This window comes from Mesorhizobium sp. M7A.F.Ca.MR.362.00.0.0, from assembly GCF_004023175.1.
In the GTDB taxonomy this organism is placed as follows: domain Bacteria; phylum Pseudomonadota; class Alphaproteobacteria; order Rhizobiales; family Rhizobiaceae; genus Mesorhizobium.
In genome coordinates, this window is record NZ_RZTF01000074.1 from 1,125 (window position 1) to 20,725 (window position 19,601).

A 19,601-nucleotide genomic window follows, 5' to 3' on the forward strand; every position below is an offset into this window, starting at 1 on the left:
ATTTCCAGGCGACCTACCGGACACTGCAAAAACTGGCCGGACCGGTTGCCGAAACGCATCTGCCGCCGGCCGGCGCCAGCAGCGGCGAGGGCCATTTCGATGGACGCTGGCGGGTGTCGCGGCAGACACTCTACATCGATGCGGCTGCGCGGCCCTCGGCGCCCAGGATCTTCGATTTCTCCGGCCTGCAGGCGCGCAGCGTCGAGATCGTGCTGCGCCAGGCCGGCAAGCAACCGGCCGACATCGAGGGCACTTGCGACGGCACGCTGGCGATCCGTGCCGGCGGCGGTTCACGCACCATCGCCACGGGCACGGCATTCCGCTTTCGCCTGTCCGGCGAGGATGACACGGTCAGCCTGTTTCCAAGTGACGGCCTGAACCGCTGCACGGCAAGGATCCGCTCCCGCCTCGCCCCGGCCGGCGCGCTGCTCACCATCCGGCGCGAAGAGACCGCCGATCCGGCTCTCGCCGCCTTCGACAGTCGCTACGAGCGTTGCCCGACGCCCAACCCCACCGGCCTCGATGCGCTCAGCCGCGCCTTCTATGTCAGCCGCTGGCTGTCGCAGACCTGTGCCTTGCCGATCGGAAAGCCGCGCCTGCTGCGGAAGTCGCGCGATGGCTTCAACGCCAAGGTCGAGGCGTTGATGGGAGCGCCGCTGTCCGACAGCGCCATCGACAAGGGCGACCCGGAGCCGCCGCTCGATTTCTCCAAGGCGCCAAGGCTGAAGCTGATCTATCTGTCGTCGCTGGAGTTCAAGGCCGACTTCTCCGGCCGCATCATCGAACGGCTGATCCGCCACCATGCGGCCCTCGGCACCAAGGTGCGCATCCTGGTCACCGACGTGCTGGAGCGCGACAAGGACGACGCCATGCTGCATCGGCTGGCGGCCGAATTCCCCAATGTCGAGCTGCAGGAATATCGCTGGCGGGCGGACCGGGGCGCGCCGATCGACGAGCAGATCTCACAATTGCACAAGGTCCATCACGTCAAGATGCTGGCGACGCTTGCCGACGATCCACGGCGGTCGCGCGCCATCATCGGCGGCCGCAACATCCATGACGGCTTCCTGTTCCACCAGCCGATCGATCTGTCGCGCTATCCAGACCTTGAGCAATACGGCAAGACCGACGGGTTCTCGCTGAACTACTATTCGAACTGGAGCGACTTCGACATCGAGTTCGCCGATCCGGCCATGGTCGAGACGCTTGCCGCGCATCTTTCGACAGTGTGGCTGCGCGACGCCGACACCAATCTGGCGCGTCCCTTCTCCATTCCGGTCCGATCCGACGGCGCCCGCCCCTCAGGTACGGCGCGGCACTTCATTTCGGTGCCCTACGAGGATGGCCATGCGCTGGAAGATTATTTCGTCGAACTGGTCGACGCGGCCCAGCACCATATCCAGATCGTCAATCCCTACCTCAACCTGACACCGAAACTTGCCCAGGCTGTTGACCGGGCGCTCGCCCGCGGCGTCAGGATCGACATTGTCGGCCGCATCGATCTCAAGGGCGATATCGGCGGCAAATTCCTCACCGCGCTCAACAGGTTGTTCGTCGAGAAATATGGCGACCGCATCAACATTCGCGAGTTCAAGGCGCCTGACGTGGTGCTGCATTCCAAGATCATGATGATCGACGAAAGGCTGGTCGCCATCTCGTCGGTCAACCTCAACAACCGCAGCTTCTTTCACGACAGTGAGAACGGCATGATGGTGCTCGATCCTGCCTTCTACACCAGGATGAAGCCGATCTATGACGACTATGTCGCCCACTCCAATCCGGTCGCCACCAATGTGACGATCCCATGGGCCTACCGGCTGCTGTTCGACGAGGACTGGGTCCGGCAGGCATTCTGACGGCGATTGTATCTGACCAACCCAAAGTGAAAGCAGGAATATGGTCCTAGCTGGCCGGCGTCTAGCTCGTTCGACGCAGCGAGCGGATAAAGAGCATGAGGGATACGAGAGTGAACGCTGGGTTGCGATTGAAGCCCCACCATCCTCCTGATCGTTCTAGGAGTTCCGCCTCTAGTGGGTCTGTCGGACCGAGCGGGCCGCCTGCGATATGCTCTCCCTCAGGATGAGGCCGCCTTGCGGCCTTAAGTTCTGCAACGCGCGCGCCCAGTTGGTTTAGCCGCGCTCGCAACTCTCTATCAGTGAAGTCTGAACCCATTCATATATCATCGCACTACGCAGGATCGGACGCTAGGCGCTACCCAGCCGTAGGGAAGTGGCTAGCAAGCGCCTCATAAGTAGAAAATAGCGCGCTCTCGCCATTCTGACCAACACATGCCCTACCGAAAATAGCGCTCCTGCGCGAGGTCGCGGACGTCGATATCAGGCACCCGGCTGGAGATGATGTCGGCCAGCACCTTGCCGGAGCCGCAGGCCATGGTCCAGCCGAGCGTGCCGTGGCCGGTGTTGAGATAGAGATTGGAGAGCTCGGTGCGGCCGATCAGCGGCGGACCATCCGGCGTCATCGGTCGCAGCCCGCACCAGAACGTCGCGTCCCGCATCGCGCCGGCGCCCGGAAAGAGATCGCCGACCGAATGTTCCAGCGTGCGCCGCCGTGATTCGTGCAGCCTGAGGTCGAAGCCGGAAATCTCGGCCGTACCGCCAACCCGGATGCGGTCGCCGAGCCGGGTGATCGCCACCTTGTAGGTCTCGTCCATCACCGTCGACACCGGTGCCGACGCGGCGTCCTTGATCGGCACAGTGATCGAATAACCCTTGACCGGATAGACGGGGATCGGCCGCTTCACCCTGCGCATGAAACCTGCCGAATAACTGCCCAGCGCCATCACATAGGCGTCGGCGGCCTTCCAGCCCTTGCTGGTGCTGAGATTGGCGATGCGGTTGCGGCTGCGGATGACGCGCCAGATCGTCACGTCGTATTCGAACTTGACGCCGCGGGCCACACAGAGTTCGGCCAGCCTGTCGGTGAACATCTTGCAGTCGCCGGTCTCGTCGTGCGGCAGCCTGAGGCCGCCGACGAACTTTTCGCGCACCCCGGCAAGGCCAGGCTCAGCCGCGATGCAGCCGTCCTGGTCGAGGATCTCGTAAGGCACGCCATACTTCTTCAGCACCTCGACATCGCCGCCGGTGCCGTCGAGCTGCTTTTGCGTGCGAAACAGCTGCAGCGTGCCCTGGGTGCGCTCGTCATAGGCGATGCCGGTCGCTTCGCGCAGCGCCTTCAGCGTGTCGCGGCTGTATTCGGCGAGCGGCACCATGCGCGCCTTGTTGATCGCATAGCGCTCGGCCGTGCAGTTGCGCAGCATCTTGATCAGCCATGTCCACATGTGCGGGTCGAAGGCCGGCCGCACCACCAGCGGGCCATGCTTCATCAGCAGCCATTTGATCGCCTTCAGCGGAATGCCGGGTCCGGCCCAGGGCGAGGCGTAGCCGGGCGAAATCTCGCCGGCATTGGCGAAGCTGGTTTCCAGCGCCGGGCCTTTCTGGCGGTCGAGAACCGTCACCTCGTGGCCGGCCTCGGCAAGAAAGTACGCCGTGGTCACTCCGATGACGCCGCCGCCCAGCACCATGATCTTCATCGTTCACTCCTTGCCGCCGCACGTCCTTGAGGACGCCTCGACGCGGCCGCATTTCCGATTTGCGCACGATCCCCGGCGAAAATCGATGCCGACTTTCGGGATCGTGCAGTGTTGCCTGTTCACGCCGCCGTGGGACCGGGGTCGTCATCCCCTGTCTGCCGCATTCCGGCCCTTTCGCCAAGGGGCCGCCAATCGGCTGCGGCGCTGTAGACGAGGGTGAGCCCATGCGGCCGTCGCGCCTCGTCTCGGGATTTCTCCCTGACGGCACGCCGCGCGGCCTCCGGCTGGTAGAGCACGGTCGCGATCAGGACCGACTCCCGCCTGCCGTCGGCCTGTTCGATCCATGCAGTCTGACCCTCGGCCATGCCGAGCATGCAAAGCCCCCGCCTTGTCATGATCGACAGGCTGGAGCCGACCGGACCGCGCACCTCATTCTGCACCAGAGTTCGGGTCTCGGCAGGGCCGGCATCGACACGAAACACCAGCCTGCTGTTCAGCGTCACGATATCGGAGCCGACCGAATCGATCGCGACGACCTCGGCTTTGGAAAGCTTCTCTTCAAGCATTGGAACAATCGGATCCGCGAAAGCCCGCCAACGCTCCAACATGATCTCGAGGACGGCGAAGTCCTTCGTCGTCAGCCGGAAATTCGCGCCTGTCATCGCCGTCTCCATGCTCAGGACCCTTCCCGCCCGCAGGCCGGCGCATCGACCGCTTCGATGGTCGCCGACAGTTCCCGGCCGCCACGGCTGCTCCAGCACACTGTCTGCCCGATCGACGCGCCGATAAGCGCCGTCCCCATCGGCGTCAGCACCGAGATCCTGTTTTCACTGATGTCTGCTTCGCCGGGATAGACCAGCGTGATGCGCTGGGTGTGGCCGCCATCGTTGCGGATTGTCACCGTCGAACCCATCCGCACCACGTTGGCCGGCATGGAAGCCGCTGCCGTGACGACGGCACGGTCCATCTCCGAAAGCAGTTCTTCGGCCGTCTCGGGCACGCGGTCGAGCGACGCCCGCGCCAGGCCCGTCAGCCGGTGGTGGTCGGCATCGCTGACCAGAAGCCGGCTCGGTGGCCGCAATCCTGTTGCATGTTGCATGGCACACCTCATGACTTGGCGCATCCAACAGACGCGCGCCTGCCCCCGCACAAACGGTGGCTTGATGAAAAGCCGGCAGCCGCGAAGCTATCTGGCTCGGGAATGATGATGTCAGGTAGAAATGCCCCGGTTCGGACGAACGCCAAAAGGCGACCGCGCCGGGGCTACGATCCCGCGATCGGGCAGACCCTGAACAAGGTTCTGATATAAGCTGGGTTGCTCATGCAAGGAGCCTTGCCGACAGGCGTCCGCTTGTCAAGCGCGGCCAAACCGCTCAACTGCCGACATAGCGCCGATGGAAGCGCGGGCCGAGGCTGGTCAGGATCTCGTAGCCGATGGTGCCGGCATGGCCGGCAGCGTCATCGACACTTTGCGAGGGACCGAGCAGTTCGACGAGATCACCCTCGCGCAACCTGCCGGCCGGCAGGGCGGAAATGTCGAGAATGATCGAATCCATCGACACCCGCCCGAGGAAAGGCAGGCGCGTGCCCTCGAACCACGCAGCCGACGCGGCCCGGCGCTGCCAGCCATCCGCGTAGCCGAACGAAATCGTCGCCAGCCTGAGCGGGCCTTGCGCTTGATAGGTGTGGCCATAGCCGACGCCGGCGCCTTTTTCGATGCTGCGCGTCTGTGCCACCTTTGCCTGCAACCGCACCACCGGCAGCATCGGATTGGGCTTTGCCGGCGTCGGATTGATGCCGTAGAGCGCGGCACCGGGGCGGGCGAGATCGTAGTGAAAGCGCTCCCCAAGAAAGATGCCGGAGGAATTGGTCAGCGAGGCCGGTGCCGCCGGCAGCATCTTGCGCAGCTGCTCGAATGCCAATCGCTGCCGCTCATTGGCCGGGTGCTCCGGCTCGTCGGCGCAGGCCAGATGACTCATCACGAACCGGATGTCGATGCCGTCGAAGGCCTGCGGATCGGCGGCAACGCGCTCTACATCCCGGGGCGCCATGCCGAGCCGCGACATGCCGCTGTCGAACTGGATGGCGGCCGGCAGTTTTCGGCCGGCGCGGCGAGCCGACACACGCCAAGCCGCCAGTTGCTCGGGGCTGTTGATGACAGCGCAAACGTCCGCTGCCACGGCGTCCGTCTCGGCACCGGACGGAATGCCGTTCAACACGAAAATGGCAGGGCCCGCACCAAGCGAGCGGCGCAGGGCGACGCCTTCGCCCAGAAGCGCAACGAAGAAGACATCGCAGCCTTCGCGCAGCAGCGCCGCCCCGACCTGGCCGGCGCCAACGCCGTAGCCGTCCGCCTTGAGCACACCTGCGCAGGCAACATCGCCCAACCGCGCCTTCAGCCGCCGGTAGTTTTCACGGATCGCACCGAGATCGATGGTGAGGATGGCCCCAGCCGCCACTTCGCTTGTGGCGGTGACCTCTTCTGGCGGCGACTTTTGGGGGGCGTCGTTCATGGCGACCCTTCGCGTGCTAGTGATACATCAATAGGACCGCCGGGCCGGCGCGGCAACCGCGGTTGTTGTATAGCGGCTATTGCACCAGATGCCGGAATGCCGTCACCACATCCTCATAGACATGGCGCTTGAACGGCACGATCAGGTCGGGAAGGTCCTGCATAGGCCGCCATGCCCATTTGTCGAACTCTGCGGTGTGGCCACCCGGCGGCGGGTTGATCTGGATCTCGCTGACATCGCCGTGGAAGCGAAAGGCGAACCATTTCTGCGTCTGGCCGCGATACCGGCCCTTGAAGGCGATGCCGACGAGATGGTCCGGCAAATCATAGTTGATCCAGTCCGGCGCCTCGGCCAGCAGCGAGACGCCTCGCATGCCGGTCTCCTCATAGAGCTCGCGCTCGGCCGCCTGCAATGGCTCCTCGCCCTCGTCGATGCCGCCCTGCGGCATCTGCCAGAGCTGCGTCGTGCCGGCAAATTCGCTGTCCGGTTCGGCAATCCGGTGCCCGACCCAGACAAGGCCCTCGGCATTGAGGATCATCAGCCCGACACAGGGACGGTAAGGCAATTTTTCACGGTCGATTTTTTTTGCCATGAGTGATGGGGTCCAGCCGTTTTGAGAATTCGCTCCGATGAGGCGGGTGGCGAGCGGTTTCGAGAACCGGAGCGGAGCGTACTTAAAGTACGTGAGCACCGGAAGCGCAGAAAACGTCGCCAGATGCCCGCCGGAGTAGAATTATCAAGACGGCTGTTAGCCTTTTTGCGGATCTATAGCCACCGCTGAAATCGGCACGATCTCGATGCCGCGCTTCTTGGCCTCGACCACCCAGGACGACACGGTATCGACCGTCAGGTCGAAGGCCGAACCGATGCCGACGGCAGTGCCTTTGGCCCGCGCGGTCGCCTCCAGGCTGTCGAGCTTCTTCAGGATTTCGCCGCGATCCTGCACGGCATCGATCGCCATGTCGCCGGCGACGAACGGCACGCCGTCCTTCAGCGCCAGGTCCGGCGCCAGGCTGCGCGCCGACGAGCCGTCATCGATATAGGCAAGGCCGCGTTTGCCGAGCTCGGCCATGAACGGCTCCATCGCCGCCGCGTCGGCGGAAAAGCGGGCGCCCATATAGTTCATGACGCCGGTATAGTTGGTCGTCCGCGACAGCGCCCAGTGCAGGCTCTTCAGGTTCTCATCCGCGCTCGCCGCCACCGTCAGCGTGTTGCGGCCCGGATTTACCTTCGGATAATCGAACGGTTCGAGCGGCACCTGCATGACGATCTCGTGGCCACTCTGCCTGGCTGCCTGCATCCACCGGCCGATGCTGTTGCCTTGCGGCGCGAAAGCCAGCGTCACCTCCGCCGGCAGCTTGGCGATGGCCGCCTGGGTGCCGGTCTGCGAAACCGAAAGCCCGCCGATGACGATCGCCACCCGTGCGCCGCGCCCGCCCGACCAAGGCCGCGCATAGACGTCGAACGGCCGCCTGCCATCCGTGGCGCGCACCGGCAACGGCCCGGTCTCGCTGGTCTCGATCAGCGCCTTGTCTGGAATATGCGCGATCTTCAGGTTCTGGCCGATGGTCGACGGATCGCGAATGACGATCGCTGCCTTGGGCGGCCCATCGCCCTCCTCCGTCTGCACATGGATGATCTGCGGCCCGCCTGATTTGACCGGCGCCTCCGGCTTCGGGGTCGATGCGGGCGGCGCAGGGGCAGGCTCGGCCGCCGCGGTCACTTTCGGCGTTGAAACGGCAACCTCTTGCGGCTTTCTAAACGGCTTTTCCCTGAGCGCGATCGCGCCGGAGACGCCGGCCACCGCCAGCACGGCCACTGTCGCCATGATCGCACTGCCGCTGATCTTGCCGGCGGCGCGCGGCGACCGGACTGCCTGTCCGAGCGGGCGTTCGATGTCCTTGCCGATATCAGCCAAGCCTAATCCCCGGGCACATGGCTCCGAAGACGAAGCCGCTTCGAAAAGACATGCGCGAATTCATCAGTCCCGGCGCACCCCGCGCCATGTCTCGGGAGCTTTGCCTCGCCCCCCGAATCAAACTGCCGGAACCTCTCGGTCCCGGCAGCATCGCATTGCTTCCATCTGGCTCAAACAGAAAGATGGGGCGGCGCGTGCGCCGCTCCAGATCCTTACTGGTTGAGAACCGCCTTTTGCGGATTGGGCGGGAAGGACGGATCGGTCTTCTGGCCACGCAGCAGCTGCTCGGCATAGATGAGCTGCAGATCGTCTTTCGGATCCGGCGGCACATAGGCCGCCGAGCCCGAACCCGTCGTGCTCTCGTCGGCGCCCTTGATATGGCCCTTGAGATCGGATTCGCCACGTGTCAGATCCCTGCCCTGCAGTTCCGGCGGCAGTGGCTGTTCGACCTTGATGTCCGGCGTGATGCCCTTGCCCTGGATCGACTTGCCGGACGGCGTGTAATAGAGCGCCGTCGTCAGCCGCAGCGCACCATTCTCGCCGAGCGGAATGATGGTCTGCACCGAACCCTTGCCGAAGGACTGCGTGCCGACCACCGTGACACGGCGCAGGTCCTGCAGCGCGCCGGCGACGATTTCCGACGCACTGGCCGAACCGCCGTTGACCAGGACGATCATCGGCTTGCCGTTGATGTCGTCGACCTGCTTGGGCTTGGCGTCGAAGCGGGTGACGTCCTTGGGGTCGCGGCCGCGCGTCGAGACGATCTCGCCGCGGTTGAGGAAGGCATCGGACACGCTCACCGCCTGGTCGAGCAGGCCACCTGGATTGAGGCGGAGATCCAGAACGTAGCCCTTCAGCTTGTCGTCGGGAATCTGCTTCTTGATGGTGTCGATGGCGTTCTCGAGGTCGTCATAGGTCTTTTCGGTGAAGGAGGTGATCTTCATGTAGCCGATGTCGTTCTCGACCCGGAACTTGACCGCCTTGACCTTGATGATGTCGCGCACGACCGTCAGTTCGATCGGCTTGTCGGCGCCCTGGCGCAGGATGGTCAGCTTGATCGGCGTGTTGACCAGGCCGCGCATCTTGTCGACCGCATCGTTGAGGGTCAGGCCGCGAACCTCTTCGCCGTCGATCTTGGCGATATAGTCGCCGGCCAGCACGCCTGCCTTGGCGGCCGGCGTGTCGTCGATCGGCGTGATCACCTTGACCAGATCGTTCTCCATGGTGACCTCGATGCCGAGGCCGCCGAACTCGCCCTTGGTCTGGACGCGCATATCCTGCGCCTGCTCGGCATTCATGTAGGAGGAGTGCGGGTCAAGCGAGGCCAGCATGCCGTTGATGGCATTCTCGACCAGCGACTTGTCGTCGGGCGGTGTCACATACTGTGCCCGCACCCGCTCGAAGATATCGCCGAAGATCGCCAGTTGCTTGTAGGTCTCCGACCCTGCAGCGTTCGCCGCCGAGCCGGGCGCGCCATAGACCAGGCTCATGGCGGGCGCGCCCATCAGCGCACCGGCAAACAGAAGCGACAGTTTCCGCATTATTCACGTCCTTCCAGAAAAACGGTCCGCCCACCATGGGGCCGGATCGACGGGTTTTCCATCCTTGCGGAACTCGACATAGAGTTCCGGCGTGGCATTTCCATTCTTCGAAACCGAGGTGCTCGCCACCCGGGCCTCTCCCATCGCACCGATCGGCTCTCCTGCAAGCACTGATTGACCGGTCGCGACGCTGATTCTGCTCATCCCCGCCAAAACGACATGATAGCCGTCGCCTGCGTTCAGGATCAAGAGTTGACCATAAGAGCGAAACGGCCCCGCATAAAGCACATTTCCATCCGCCGGCGCGGTAACGATGGCTCCCGATTGTGTCGCAACCATGTCGCCAAGCATCACCGCGCCGTTACCGTCATCGGCGCCGAATCGCCGCTTGATACGACCGGTCACCGGCAGCGCGATCTGCCCCTGAAGGGCCGAAAAGGGCACCGCGGCGGCAAGTTGGTTGCTTTCCGGAACGGGCAGCGACGCCAGTTCCGCCGGCGCCGATGTGTTGTCGCCATCCGGTGTCTTCGGCTCCGCGGCCTTGGCAGCATCGGCAGCCTTGCGGCTCTTGTCGGCCTGCGCTTCGAGCGACGCGATCAACTCCTTCAGGCTGCCGGCCTTGGCCGCCAGCGCTTCGGATCGCTGCTTTTCGGCGGCCATTTGCGTCTGCGTGTCGGCTTCGAGCTTCTGCTTGGCCTCCAGCAGCATGCCGAGGCGCTTCTTTTCCGCCGTCTGGTCGCCGACCGCCGCCGTCAGCCGCGCCCGTTCGGCCTCGATCGACGCCGTGAGCCTGGTCTGTTCCTTGAGATCGGCAAGCAGGCTATCGGTCTGCTGGCGCAGTTCCGGCACCACCGCGCCGAGCAGGATGGCGCTGCGCACCGACGACAGCGCGTCCTCGGGCTTGACCAGGATCGCCGGCGGCGGGTTGAGACCCATGCGCTGCAACGCGCCCAGCACTTCGGCCAGAACGTCGCGCCGCGCCATCAGTGAGGCGCGGATCTTCTGTTCCTGGCCCTTCAGTCCTTCCAGCCGGGCGCCGATGTCCTCGATGTCCTGGCCGAGCTTCTGCTCGGTCATCGCCGACTGGATCAATGCGGCGGTGATCGAGGCGTGATCCTTCTTGATCGTCGCGATATCGGCGGAGAGTTTGGCCAATCGTTCCGACGACAGCGTGATCTCCTTCGAGACCCGTTCATATTCGGCCCGGCTCTGATCCGGATCGGGAGCCATGTCGAGCGTGTTTTCCGCCCGCCCCGCATGCAGCGACAGCACAAGCACCGCCACCGCGATGCCGCAGCGCGCGCGCCAGGAGCCCGTTCTTGATTTTCTGTCTTCAGACATTGAAGCCCGACTCTATGCGTGGCTTCGTTAACGAACAATCAACCATGTTCGAAACCGCCCACTCGATGCAATCTTGCCTCGGCATTGGGGCGGAAATCCGGGTGTAGTGCACCAATTCACCGGTTTACGAGCGATGATAAGGATGTCCCGAAAGGATCGTGGCCGCCCGATAAAGCTGCTCTCCCAGCATCACGCGCACCAGCTGATGCGGCCATGTCAGCAATCCGAACGACATCACCAGTTCGGCCTGGTCGCGCAGCGACTGGTCGTGACCGTCGGCGCCGCCGATGGCGATGACCAGTCCCTTGCGGCCACCGTCACGCAACAGGCCGAGGCGCCCGGCGAAATCTTCCGAAGAAAAGCTTTTGCCGCGTTCGTCCAGCAGGATCAAAGCGGTGCCGGGCTGCAACTGCGTCTGCAGTTTCTGGCCTTCCTCACGCCGGCGCTCGTTGGCGGTCTGGCTGCGCCCCTCGGCAATCTCGGCAATGCCGCCAAATTCAAGCCCGACGGCCGGGCCGCTCTTGGCGAAGCGCTCGAAATAGCGGTCGGCAAGCAGCTTTTCGGGGCCGGCTTTCATCCGGCCCACGGCATGAACTGATATCTTCATCCTCGCCTTGTAAGCCGCGCGAACGACTTAGTGGAGCGTTTCTTCCTCGAGGTCCGGCGCCTGCCACATCTTTTCGAGATTGTAGAATTCGCGGACTTCGGGGCGGAAGACATGGACGATGATGTCGCCAGAATCGATCAGGACCCAGTCGGCGCCGGACAGCCCCTCAACGCGCGCGGTGCCGAGACCGGCATCCTTGATCGCTTTGAGAAGATGATCGGCGACAGCCGCGACATGACGGTGCGATCGGCCCGAAGCGACGACCATGTAGTCGCCGAGGCTCGATTTCCCCTGGATGTCGATGGAGACAATGTTTTCGGCCTTGGAGTCTTCCAGACTGGCAAGGACTGTCTTGATGGCGCGGGACACGGCGTCGTCTACGCTGATCCTGGCCGGCGAAGGCATGATATCGGCCTTCTTCCGCAGTGCTGTTCTCAGTGTATTTCCTTTCGCAGCAAGAACAACCAAATCACCCCTTGAAGCAGGTGACACCACTTAGATAGGCAGAGTTCCCTGACAGTTTCAAGACGGGACCCTGCCTCGCACGAACGTATTGTCGCTCTTGTGGTTCCGCTGCACGCCGGAAAAGATCGGAACCCTCACCGCCCGCATGGGTTATCGGCTCACCGACCAACCGGATTCCCCCCATGCCGATCGACCCGCAAAACGCCTTTCTCAGCGTCCAGGCTGGCCTCGCCCAACTGAGCACGCTGATTGTTTCGTACTCCTTCTCGGCCATCGGTGCCGTCATCCTCTTGATTGTCGGCTACATCGTCGCCGGTCTTGCCGAACGTTCGATCTTCGCCGGTCTCGGCCATATCCATGGTTTCGATGCGACGTTGCGGCATTTCTTCTCCAAGATCGTCCGCTACGCCATCCTGATCCTCGTCACCATCATGGTGCTCGGCCAGTTCGGCGTGCAGACGGCCTCGATCATTGCCGCGATCGGTGCCATTGGCCTCGCCATCGGTCTGGCGTTGCAGGGCACGCTGCAGAACATCGCCGCCGGCATCATGCTTCTGGCGCTGCGGCCGTTCCGCATCGGCGAATCCGTCGAGGTTGGTTCGATCGCCGGCACGATCGAGGAAATCGGTCTGTTCGCGACCAAGCTCAGGACCGCCGACGGCGTCTACATCCTGGCGCCCAACTCGACGTTGTGGAACCAGCCGGTGCGCAACTTCTCGCGCAACGGCGTACGCCGCAGCGACATCACACTCTCCATCGGCTCCTGGAACGACATCGACAGGGCGCAGAAAACCTTGCTTGCCACTGCCGCGGCCGAACGGCGAGTGAAACGTGAGCCGGCGCCGATCGCTTTCGTCTCGACATTGGGTGACAGCACTGTTTCGATTGCCTTGCGCTATTGGACATCGTCGGCGGACTTCTTCGCCACCCAGACTGATCTCACCAAGCGCGCCAAACAGGAATTCGATAGCGAAGGCATATCGATCCCGCTGCCGCCGCCGGAAGCGCCCCAACCCGAAGCCCGCCGGCAATAGTCGGTTGGCTCAGTGCCGGCCCTCATCGTCCGGTGCGAAGGCAAGTTCGACCGGCAAAGGCGCCTGCGCCGTCATCGGTGCGAAACTGCCGGTTTCACCGACCGGGACCGCACCCGTCGTGAACACGCGCAGAAGCACGAACAGGCAGAAGGCTGCGGCGATGAGAACAGCCACATAGATGAAAGCCTGCGTTCCAAAGACGGCCGAAAGCGCCGTCACGATGCCGGGCACGACGAAACCCGACAGCGACCAGGCAAACAGAAGCGAACTGGACAGCGCCACCATGTCGTCCTTGCCGGCGCGGTCGGCGGCATGTGCGCTGGCCAGCGAATAGATCGATTCCGAGGCGCCGTCCCACACGATATAGATCACAACCAACGCGGCCAACGCGCCGCCATCGTACCCGAGCGCAAATACGCCGGCGACCATGGCAAGCGCGGATGCGGCGATCAGCACATAGCGGCGGTCGGTTCGGTCGGAAATCCAGCCAAGCGGGATCTGCAGGATCAGCGTGCCGAGAGGCATCGCCGAAAGCAGCAGCGCCACATCGGCCTGGCTGTAGCCCTTGGCCGTGGCGTGGATCGGTGCGAAGCCCGCAATCGACATCGACAGGCCGCCAACCGCAAGCATGCCGGCGACGCCGACCGGTGAAACCCGCCAGGCACGGCGCAGCGCCACCGAGGCCGCCTGCGGTGCCGGCGGCTGGGCAAGTCGGGTCATCCCGACGGGAAGGATCGATAGCGCCGTGAAGGCGATGCCGATCAGCGGCGCATCCGCTGTCCTGATATCCACCAGCGCCAGCGTCGCGTAGCCGACGCCAAGCCCGGCGACATAGGCAACGTAGAAGAAAGCCATGACCCGGCCACGGATGGCGTTGGCAACGGCGTCGTTCAGCCAGCTCTGCGCGACGATGAACAGGCCGCAGATGGCAAAGCCGTAGAGCGCGCGGGCGGCTATCCACAGCAGCGGATGGACCCCGGCGCCGACGGCGGCGTTGGCCAGTGCGATCAGCGCCGACAACACCATGAAGGCACGGGCATGGCCGACCCTTCGCACCAGCGGTCCGGTCAGGATGCAGCCCGCCAGCCCACCGGCCGAAAGTCCGGTGATGATCAGCCCGGCCCAGGTCGGATCGAAACCCTCGGCGCCGAGCCGAACCGGGATATAGGCAAACATCAGCCCGTTGCCGACGGCTATCAGTGCCATCGACACGATGACGCTGGCAATCGCGATCAGCGGTGTGGGCTCGGCGCCCTGCTCGGCTTCGCTGCGGGTTTTCCTGGGAATCGACATGCCTGCTCAGGATTGCCCATGAAACGGGCAAAGGGAGCGATAAAAGCGACATGGGCGGGCGGTCGGGCTCACCCCTTCGCCAGCTTGCGGATCGCACTTGATGACAGCGACGAGCGCGGGCCGTGGATAAAGGTCCAGGCCGGTGCTTTCATGCGGGCAAGCCGCGGCGCATCGCCCTCGTCGATGCGGGCATAGTCGAAGGTCTTGGCGACGACGGAGGACAGGAACGACAGCGTCGCGCCCGGGCGGTCGATGACGGCGATCGGGAAGGTCATAACGATCTCGCGCCAGCGCTGCCAGCGGTGGAAATCGCGCAAACTATCCGCCCCCATGATCCAGACGTAGTCGACCCCGGGATTGCGCGCCTTGACCAGCGCCAGCGTGTCGGCGGTGTAGCGGACGTGATGGGCGGCTTCGAACGCGGTGACCTTGATCTTCGGGTTCTTGGCGATCTGCTCCGACAGCTGCAGCCGTTCGCCGAGCGGCGCCAGTTCCCTGGTGTTCTTCAGCGGATTGCCCGGCGTGACCATCCACCACAATTGGTCGAGCGCCAGGCGTCTGAGCGCGATCTCGGCGACCAGCGCATGGCCGGCATGCGGCGGATTGAACGAGCCGCCGAACAGGCCGACGGCGAGGCCTTTCTCGGCATGCGGCATCTTCAGGTAACGGGAGGGTACCGCCGGTTCGGAAGATGCCAGCATTGCCTCAGGCTCTGACAACGAAAAGATTCAAGGCCTCACCTGTCCCGACCCGCGAACGCGGTATTTGAACGAGGTCAGTTGCTCGACGCCGACGGGTCCGCGCGCATGCATCTTGCCGGTGGCTATGCCGATCTCAGCGCCCATGCCGAACTCACCGCCATCGGCGAACTGCGTCGATGCGTTGTGCAGCAGGATCGCCGAATCGATCTCGTTGAAGAATCTTTCGACGGTTTGCGCGTCCTCGGCGACGATCGCCTCGGTGTGATGCGAGGAAAACGTCTCGATATGCTCGATGGCACCGGCAACGCCGTCGACCAGCTTCACCGCGATGATGGCGTCGAGATATTCGGTCACCCAGTCGGCATCGATCGCCGGCTTGGCATCGAAAAACACTTTCAGCACGTCGGCATCGGCATGGATTTCGCAACCGGCGGCGCGCAGTGCGTCGAGGATCGGCACCAGATGGGTGGAGGCGACCGCCTGGTCGACCAGCAGCGTCTCGGCGGCACCGCAGACGCCGGTGCGCCGCATCTTGGCGTTGACGGCTATCCGCACCGCCATGTCGAGATCGGCCGAGCGGTCGATGTAGAGATGGCAGATGCCTTCGAGATGCGCGAAAACCGGCACCCGTGCCTCAGCCTGCACGCGCCCGACGAGGCTTTTGCCGCCGCGCGGGATGATGACATCCAGCGTGCCGCCGAGGCCCTTCAGCATCTCGCCAACGGCGGCGCGATCGGTGGTCGGCACCAGTTGGATGGCGTCTTCCGGCAGGCCGGCTTGCTTCAGCCCTTCGACCAGGCAGGCATGGATGGCGGCCGACGAATTGAGCGAATCCGAGCCGCCACGCAGGATCACCGGATTGCCTGCCTTGAGGCACAGCGCGCCGGCATCCGCCGTGACGTTCGGACGGCTCTCATAGATGACGCCGACGACGCCGAGCGGCGTGCGCACGCGCTCGATATGCAGGCCGTTCGGCCGGTCCCATTGCGCCATCACATCGCCAACCGGATCCCGTAGCGCGGCGATTTCCCTGATGCCGTCGGCCATGGCGCGAACGCGCGCCGGATCGAGCTTCAGCCGGTCCATGAAGGAGGCGGAAAGCCCGGATTCCTGGCCGTTCGAGACATCGATGGCGTTGGCGTCGAGAATGTCCTGCTCCCGAGCGACGATCGCCTCGGCCATGGCGAGAAGTGCAGCATTCTTGGCGGCGGTCGTGGCAACGGCCAGCGGTCGGGCGGCAGCGCGGGCACGACGGCCGATATCGGCCATCGTTGCTACGGTGTCATCCCCGGATTTTTCATGCAGTTTCAGCATGGCTCATCCTCCGCTTACATCGCCACCGACCGTGACTTGGTCACCGGCCCCTGTTTGGTCGCCGGCCCGTACTTGGTCACCCGAATGGCTCACCACAAGGTCGTCGCGGTGGATCATCGCCGAACGCGCCTCGTAGCCGAGCACGGTTTCGATCTCGGTCGTCTTCAGGCCCGCGATCCTTACGGCATCGGCCGCATCGTAGGCAACCAGCCCGCGCGCGATCTCGCGGCCCTCGGGCGACAGGATCGCCACCGTGTCGCCGCGCGAGAAATTGCCGCTGACCAGCTTGACGCCGGCCGGCAGCAACGACTTGCCCGACAGCAGCGCACCGATGGCGCCGGCATCGACCGTAAGCCGGCCGGCCGGTTCGAGCTGGCCGGCGATCCAGGTCTTGTAGCCCTTGACCGGGTTGCTGCTCGGCCGAAAGAAAGTAGCGCGCTCGCCGCGTTCGATCGCCATCAGCGGCGACAACCGCGTGCCTGAGGTGATGATCATCGCGGTGCCGGCGGCGGTGGCGATCTTGCCGGCATCGAGCTTCGTGCGCATGCCGCCGCGCGACAGCTCGGAAGCGGCCGCACCCGCCATCGCCTCGATATCGGGCGTGATGCGGTCGACCACCGGAATGAATTTAGCCTGAGGGTCACGCGCCGGCGGCGCCGTATAGAGGCCATCGATGTCGGAGAGCAGTACCAGGAGGTCGGCGCCCATCATGGTGGCGACGCGAGCCGCCAGCCGGTCATTGTCGCCATAGCGGATTTCGGACGTCGCCACCGTGTCGTTTTCGTTGATGACCGGCACCGCCTTCATCTTGAGCAGCGTCGAGATCGTTGCCCGCGCATTGAGATAGCGGCGGCGCTCCTCGGTGTCGCCGAGCGTCAGCAGTATCTGGCCCGATTTCAGGCTGCCCTTGCCGAGCGCATCCGACCACGCGCCGGCCAATGCGATCTGCCCGACGGCTGCCGCGGCCTGGCTCTCTTCGAGCTTCAAGGCGCGCTTGCCGAGACCAAGGATCGTGCGGCCAAGCGCGATGGCGCCGGACGAGACGACAAGGATTTCAGCGCCGCCCTTGGCCAGCGCCGCAATGTCGTCGGCGAGCGAGGCCAGCCAGTCGCGCTTCAGGCCTGTCGCGCGGTCGACGAGCAGCGCCGAGCCGATCTTGACGGTGATGCGCCGATATTTTCCCAGCGACTGCATCGTCCTACTTTTCCCAGCGCGTCTCGACTGGCGCAGCGATCTGCGCACGCGCCTCGGCCACCACCGACATCAACGCCCGCAGCACCGCCTCGACGCCTTCGCCGGTGACGGCCGACAACAGCATCGGCGCGCGGCCGGCGGCACGCTTCAGCGAGGCGACTTTCTTCTTGCGCGCATCGGCGTCGAGCGTGTCGACCTGGGACAGTGCCACGATCTCGACCTTGTCGGTCAGGCCGTTGCCATAGGCCTCAAGCTCCGCGCGGACGGTCTTGTAGGCTTTGCCCGGATTTTCCTCCTGCGCCGAAACCAGATGCAACAGCACACGCGTGCGCTCGACATGGCCAAGGAAGCGGTCCCCGATGCCGACACCCTCATGCGCGCCTTCGATGAGGCCCGGAATATCGGCGATGACGAATTCGCGCGCGTCGATGCGGGCAACGCCGAGGCCGGGATGCAGCGTCGTGAACGGATAGTCGGCGATCTTCGGCTTGGCCGCGGTGACGGCGGCCAGGAATGTCGACTTGCCGGCATTCGGCAGCCCGACCAGTCCGGCATCGGCGATCAGCTTCAGCCGCAGCCAGATGTTGAGCTCCTGCCCCGGCAGGCCGGGGTTGGCGCGGCGCGGCGCCTGGTTGGTCGAGGTCTTGAAATGCTGGTTGCCGAAGCCACCATTGCCGCCCTTGGCGAGCAGAAAGCGCTGGCCGACCACGGTCAGGTCGCAGATCAGCGTCTCGTTGTCTTCTTCGAACACCTGCGTTCCCGCCGGCACTTTCAGCGTGACATCGGCGCCCTTGGCGCCGGTCATGTTGCGGCCCATGCCGTGGACGCCGGTCTTGGCCTTGAAATGCTGCTGGTAGCGGTAGTCTATCAGCGTGTTCAGCCCGTCGACCGCCTCCAGCCAGACATCGCCGCCACGGCCGCCATCACCGCCATCCGGCCCGCCGAACTCGATGAACTTTTCGCGCCGGAACGACACGGAACCGGCGCCACCGTCACCGGAGCGGATGTAGACCTTGGCTTGATCGAGAAATTTCATGGGATTGTACAGTTTCTACTAGTGGCCTTGCGGCATTGCTCTAAACCTTGGCCCTTGCTCTAAACCAAGGCGCGGCGAAGGGCGAGGCCGTTTTGTGACAATGGCCGCGCGGGATCGGCCGGAGAGATGCCGGAATGAAGCTTGTAACCTACAATATCCAGTACGGCATCGGCCTCGACGGGCAGTACGATGTCGGACGCATCGCTGATGCCGTGCGCGGCGCCGATGTGATCGCTCTGCAGGAGGTGACCCGCAACAATCCCCGGAATGGCGGCCGCGACATGGTCGCCGAGATCGGCGAGGCGCTGCCCGACTACTTCGCCGTCTATGGCAGCAATTTCGAGGCCAATATCGGTTCGCACATCGACAATGGCCGCGCCATCACGAAAACCTTCCAGCTCGGCAACATGGTGCTGTCGAAAACGCCTATTCATCTGTCGCGCAACCTGCTTTTGCCGCGCAGCCGCAGCTTCGAGATGATGAACTTCCAGCGTGGCGCGCTGGAAGCGCTGATCGAGACGCCGCTTGGTTTCATCCGCTTCTATTCCATCCATCTCGATCACCGCAGCCCCGTCGAGCGCGCCAGCCAGATCCAGTTCTTGCGCCAACGCATGCTGAACTACGCCCTCGAAGGCGGCGCGCTGTCCGGGGTCGCCGAGATCGGCCTGCCGGAACTGCCGCATCCCGAAGCCTTTGTCGGCATGGGCGATTTCAACATGCTGGCCGGCTCGCCCGAATATGTCGAACTCGCCGGCCGGCCGGACCACGAATTCGGCATGCCGCTGACCGCCGACTTCGCCGTCGATGCCGCCTTGCGCCTGAACGCCACCGGCGACGATCTCATCAGCTGGGTCGATCCCAAGCAACCCACCGATCCCAGCCGCCACAAGCGCATCGACTACATCTTCACCAGCGCGTCGCTCGCCAAATCCCTGCAGCGCCTGTGGGTCGACCGGAAAGCGGACGGTTCGGACCATCTGCCGGTGTGGGTCGAACTGGGCTGAGCCTCAAGTCCCGACGCAATCGCGTATGAGAAAGGCCCCTCATCCGTCCGCTACGCGGCCATCTTCTCCCCGATGGGGAGAAGATGCTGA

General features: G+C 64.2%; 18 protein-coding genes. 3 read left to right on the forward strand and 15 right to left on the reverse strand.

Annotated elements, in window-relative coordinates:
* The coding region (locus EOC06_RS12515) for a phosphatidylserine/phosphatidylglycerophosphate/cardiolipin synthase family protein (RefSeq protein WP_245469535.1) at nucleotides 1-1,856 on the forward strand (1,856 nt) is incomplete at its 5' end.
* Between the two features lie 437 nt (nucleotides 1,857-2,293).
* On the opposite strand, the gene EOC06_RS12520 is transcribed toward EOC06_RS12515, so the two are convergent.
* The 10 genes from EOC06_RS12520 to rsfS form a co-directional block, all read right to left on the reverse strand.
* Nucleotides 2,294-3,550: a D-amino acid dehydrogenase gene (locus EOC06_RS12520; RefSeq protein WP_128307894.1), complete on the reverse strand. Its 1,257-nt coding sequence runs from the start codon at nucleotides 3,548-3,550 to the stop codon at nucleotides 2,294-2,296.
* Nucleotides 3,551-3,669: 119 nt separating this feature from the next.
* Nucleotides 3,670-4,212: a nucleoside-diphosphate kinase gene (locus EOC06_RS12525; protein WP_245469536.1), complete on the reverse strand. Its 543-nt coding sequence runs from the start codon at nucleotides 4,210-4,212 to the stop codon at nucleotides 3,670-3,672.
* Nucleotides 4,213-4,226: 14 nt separating this feature from the next.
* A complete protein-coding gene (gene rnk / locus EOC06_RS12530) occupies nucleotides 4,227-4,649 on the reverse strand; it encodes a nucleoside diphosphate kinase regulator (RefSeq protein WP_128307895.1) in 423 nt (140 codons plus the stop codon).
* A 274-nt stretch (nucleotides 4,650-4,923) separates the two neighbouring features.
* Nucleotides 4,924-6,063: an alanine racemase gene (alr, locus tag EOC06_RS12535; RefSeq protein ID WP_128307896.1), complete on the reverse strand. Its 1,140-nt coding sequence runs from the start codon at nucleotides 6,061-6,063 to the stop codon at nucleotides 4,924-4,926.
* A gap of 76 nt (nucleotides 6,064-6,139) precedes the next feature.
* Entirely contained in the window at nucleotides 6,140-6,655 is a 516-nt protein-coding gene (locus EOC06_RS12540) for an RNA pyrophosphohydrolase (RefSeq protein ID WP_128307897.1), read from the reverse strand.
* 156 nt (nucleotides 6,656-6,811) lie between these two features.
* A complete protein-coding gene (locus EOC06_RS12545) occupies nucleotides 6,812-7,981 on the reverse strand; it encodes a divergent polysaccharide deacetylase family protein (RefSeq protein WP_127327589.1) in 1,170 nt (389 codons plus the stop codon).
* Nucleotides 7,982-8,193: 212 nt separating this feature from the next.
* Nucleotides 8,194-9,525, reverse strand: coding sequence for a S41 family peptidase (locus tag EOC06_RS12550; protein ID WP_164898557.1), 1,332 nt, complete (start codon nucleotides 9,523-9,525; stop codon nucleotides 8,194-8,196).
* Nucleotides 9,526-10,863 carry a murein hydrolase activator EnvC gene (locus tag EOC06_RS12555; protein ID WP_128307899.1) on the reverse strand — a complete coding sequence of 446 codons (1,338 nt, stop codon included), beginning with the start codon at nucleotides 10,861-10,863 and terminating at the stop codon, nucleotides 9,526-9,528. It abuts the gene before it with no gap.
* A gap of 124 nt (nucleotides 10,864-10,987) precedes the next feature.
* Nucleotides 10,988-11,470, reverse strand: a complete 483-nt coding sequence (gene rlmH / locus EOC06_RS12560; protein WP_127327587.1) for a 23S rRNA (pseudouridine(1915)-N(3))-methyltransferase RlmH — start codon at nucleotides 11,468-11,470, stop codon at nucleotides 10,988-10,990.
* A gap of 27 nt (nucleotides 11,471-11,497) precedes the next feature.
* Nucleotides 11,498-11,875, reverse strand: a complete 378-nt coding sequence (gene rsfS, locus EOC06_RS12565; RefSeq protein ID WP_013529073.1) for a ribosome silencing factor — start codon at nucleotides 11,873-11,875, stop codon at nucleotides 11,498-11,500.
* A 242-nt stretch (nucleotides 11,876-12,117) separates the two neighbouring features.
* On the opposite strand from rsfS, the gene EOC06_RS12570 reads away from it, so the two are divergent.
* A complete protein-coding gene (locus EOC06_RS12570) occupies nucleotides 12,118-12,969 on the forward strand; it encodes a mechanosensitive ion channel family protein (RefSeq protein ID WP_127267095.1) in 852 nt (283 codons plus the stop codon).
* Between the two features lie 9 nt (nucleotides 12,970-12,978).
* Here EOC06_RS12570 and EOC06_RS12575 read toward each other — a convergent pair whose 3' ends face one another.
* The 5 genes from EOC06_RS12575 to obgE all read right to left on the reverse strand — a co-directional run bounded on the left by EOC06_RS12575 (nucleotide 12,979) and on the right by obgE (nucleotide 18,507).
* Nucleotides 12,979-14,262, reverse strand: coding sequence for an MFS transporter (locus tag EOC06_RS12575; protein ID WP_128307900.1), 1,284 nt, complete (start codon nucleotides 14,260-14,262; stop codon nucleotides 12,979-12,981).
* Between the two features lie 68 nt (nucleotides 14,263-14,330).
* The gene (locus tag EOC06_RS12580) at nucleotides 14,331-14,963 is read right to left on the reverse strand and encodes a nicotinate-nucleotide adenylyltransferase (protein ID WP_245466327.1); all 633 of its coding nucleotides are present in this window, start codon (nucleotides 14,961-14,963) and stop codon (nucleotides 14,331-14,333) included.
* A 27-nt stretch (nucleotides 14,964-14,990) separates the two neighbouring features.
* Entirely contained in the window at nucleotides 14,991-16,277 is a 1,287-nt protein-coding gene (locus EOC06_RS12585) for a glutamate-5-semialdehyde dehydrogenase (RefSeq protein ID WP_128307901.1), read from the reverse strand.
* Between the two features lie 3 nt (nucleotides 16,278-16,280).
* Nucleotides 16,281-17,471, reverse strand: a complete 1,191-nt coding sequence (gene proB, locus EOC06_RS12590) for a glutamate 5-kinase (RefSeq protein WP_127317719.1) — start codon at nucleotides 17,469-17,471, stop codon at nucleotides 16,281-16,283.
* 4 nt (nucleotides 17,472-17,475) lie between these two features.
* A complete protein-coding gene (gene obgE, locus EOC06_RS12595; RefSeq protein WP_127266818.1) occupies nucleotides 17,476-18,507 on the reverse strand; it encodes a GTPase ObgE in 1,032 nt (343 codons plus the stop codon).
* Nucleotides 18,508-18,641: 134 nt separating this feature from the next.
* On the opposite strand from obgE, the gene EOC06_RS12600 reads away from it, so the two are divergent.
* A complete protein-coding gene (locus tag EOC06_RS12600) occupies nucleotides 18,642-19,511 on the forward strand; it encodes an endonuclease/exonuclease/phosphatase family protein (RefSeq protein ID WP_128307902.1) in 870 nt (289 codons plus the stop codon).
* Nucleotides 19,512-19,601 lie beyond the last annotated feature (90 nt).

Bases quoted from the DNA above. Each gene is read 5' to 3' on its own strand.
- EOC06_RS12600 (WP_128307902.1), top strand. From the start codon at position 18,642: ATGAAGCTTGTAACCTACAATATCCAGTACGGCATCGGCCTCGACGGG.
- rsfS (WP_013529073.1), bottom strand. From the start codon at position 11,875: ATGCCTTCGCCGGCCAGGATCAGCGTAGACGACGCCGTGTCCCGCGCC.
- EOC06_RS12520 (WP_128307894.1), bottom strand. From the start codon at position 3,550: ATGAAGATCATGGTGCTGGGCGGCGGCGTCATCGGAGTGACCACGGCG.
- EOC06_RS12540 (WP_128307897.1), bottom strand. From the start codon at position 6,655: ATGGCAAAAAAAATCGACCGTGAAAAATTGCCTTACCGTCCCTGTGTC.
- EOC06_RS12575 (WP_128307900.1), bottom strand. From the start codon at position 14,262: ATGTCGATTCCCAGGAAAACCCGCAGCGAAGCCGAGCAGGGCGCCGAG.
- EOC06_RS12570 (WP_127267095.1), top strand. From the start codon at position 12,118: ATGCCGATCGACCCGCAAAACGCCTTTCTCAGCGTCCAGGCTGGCCTC.
- EOC06_RS12525 (WP_245469536.1), bottom strand. From the start codon at position 4,212: ATGACAGGCGCGAATTTCCGGCTGACGACGAAGGACTTCGCCGTCCTC.
- rnk (WP_128307895.1), bottom strand. From the start codon at position 4,649: ATGCAACATGCAACAGGATTGCGGCCACCGAGCCGGCTTCTGGTCAGC.
- EOC06_RS12555 (WP_128307899.1), bottom strand. From the start codon at position 10,863: ATGTCTGAAGACAGAAAATCAAGAACGGGCTCCTGGCGCGCGCGCTGC.
- alr (WP_128307896.1), bottom strand. From the start codon at position 6,063: ATGAACGACGCCCCCCAAAAGTCGCCGCCAGAAGAGGTCACCGCCACA.
- EOC06_RS12585 (WP_128307901.1), bottom strand. From the start codon at position 16,277: ATGCTGAAACTGCATGAAAAATCCGGGGATGACACCGTAGCAACGATG.
- proB (WP_127317719.1), bottom strand. From the start codon at position 17,471: ATGCAGTCGCTGGGAAAATATCGGCGCATCACCGTCAAGATCGGCTCG.
- obgE (WP_127266818.1), bottom strand. From the start codon at position 18,507: ATGAAATTTCTCGATCAAGCCAAGGTCTACATCCGCTCCGGTGACGGT.
- rlmH (WP_127327587.1), bottom strand. From the start codon at position 11,470: ATGAAGATATCAGTTCATGCCGTGGGCCGGATGAAAGCCGGCCCCGAA.
- EOC06_RS12580 (WP_245466327.1), bottom strand. From the start codon at position 14,963: ATGCTGGCATCTTCCGAACCGGCGGTACCCTCCCGTTACCTGAAGATG.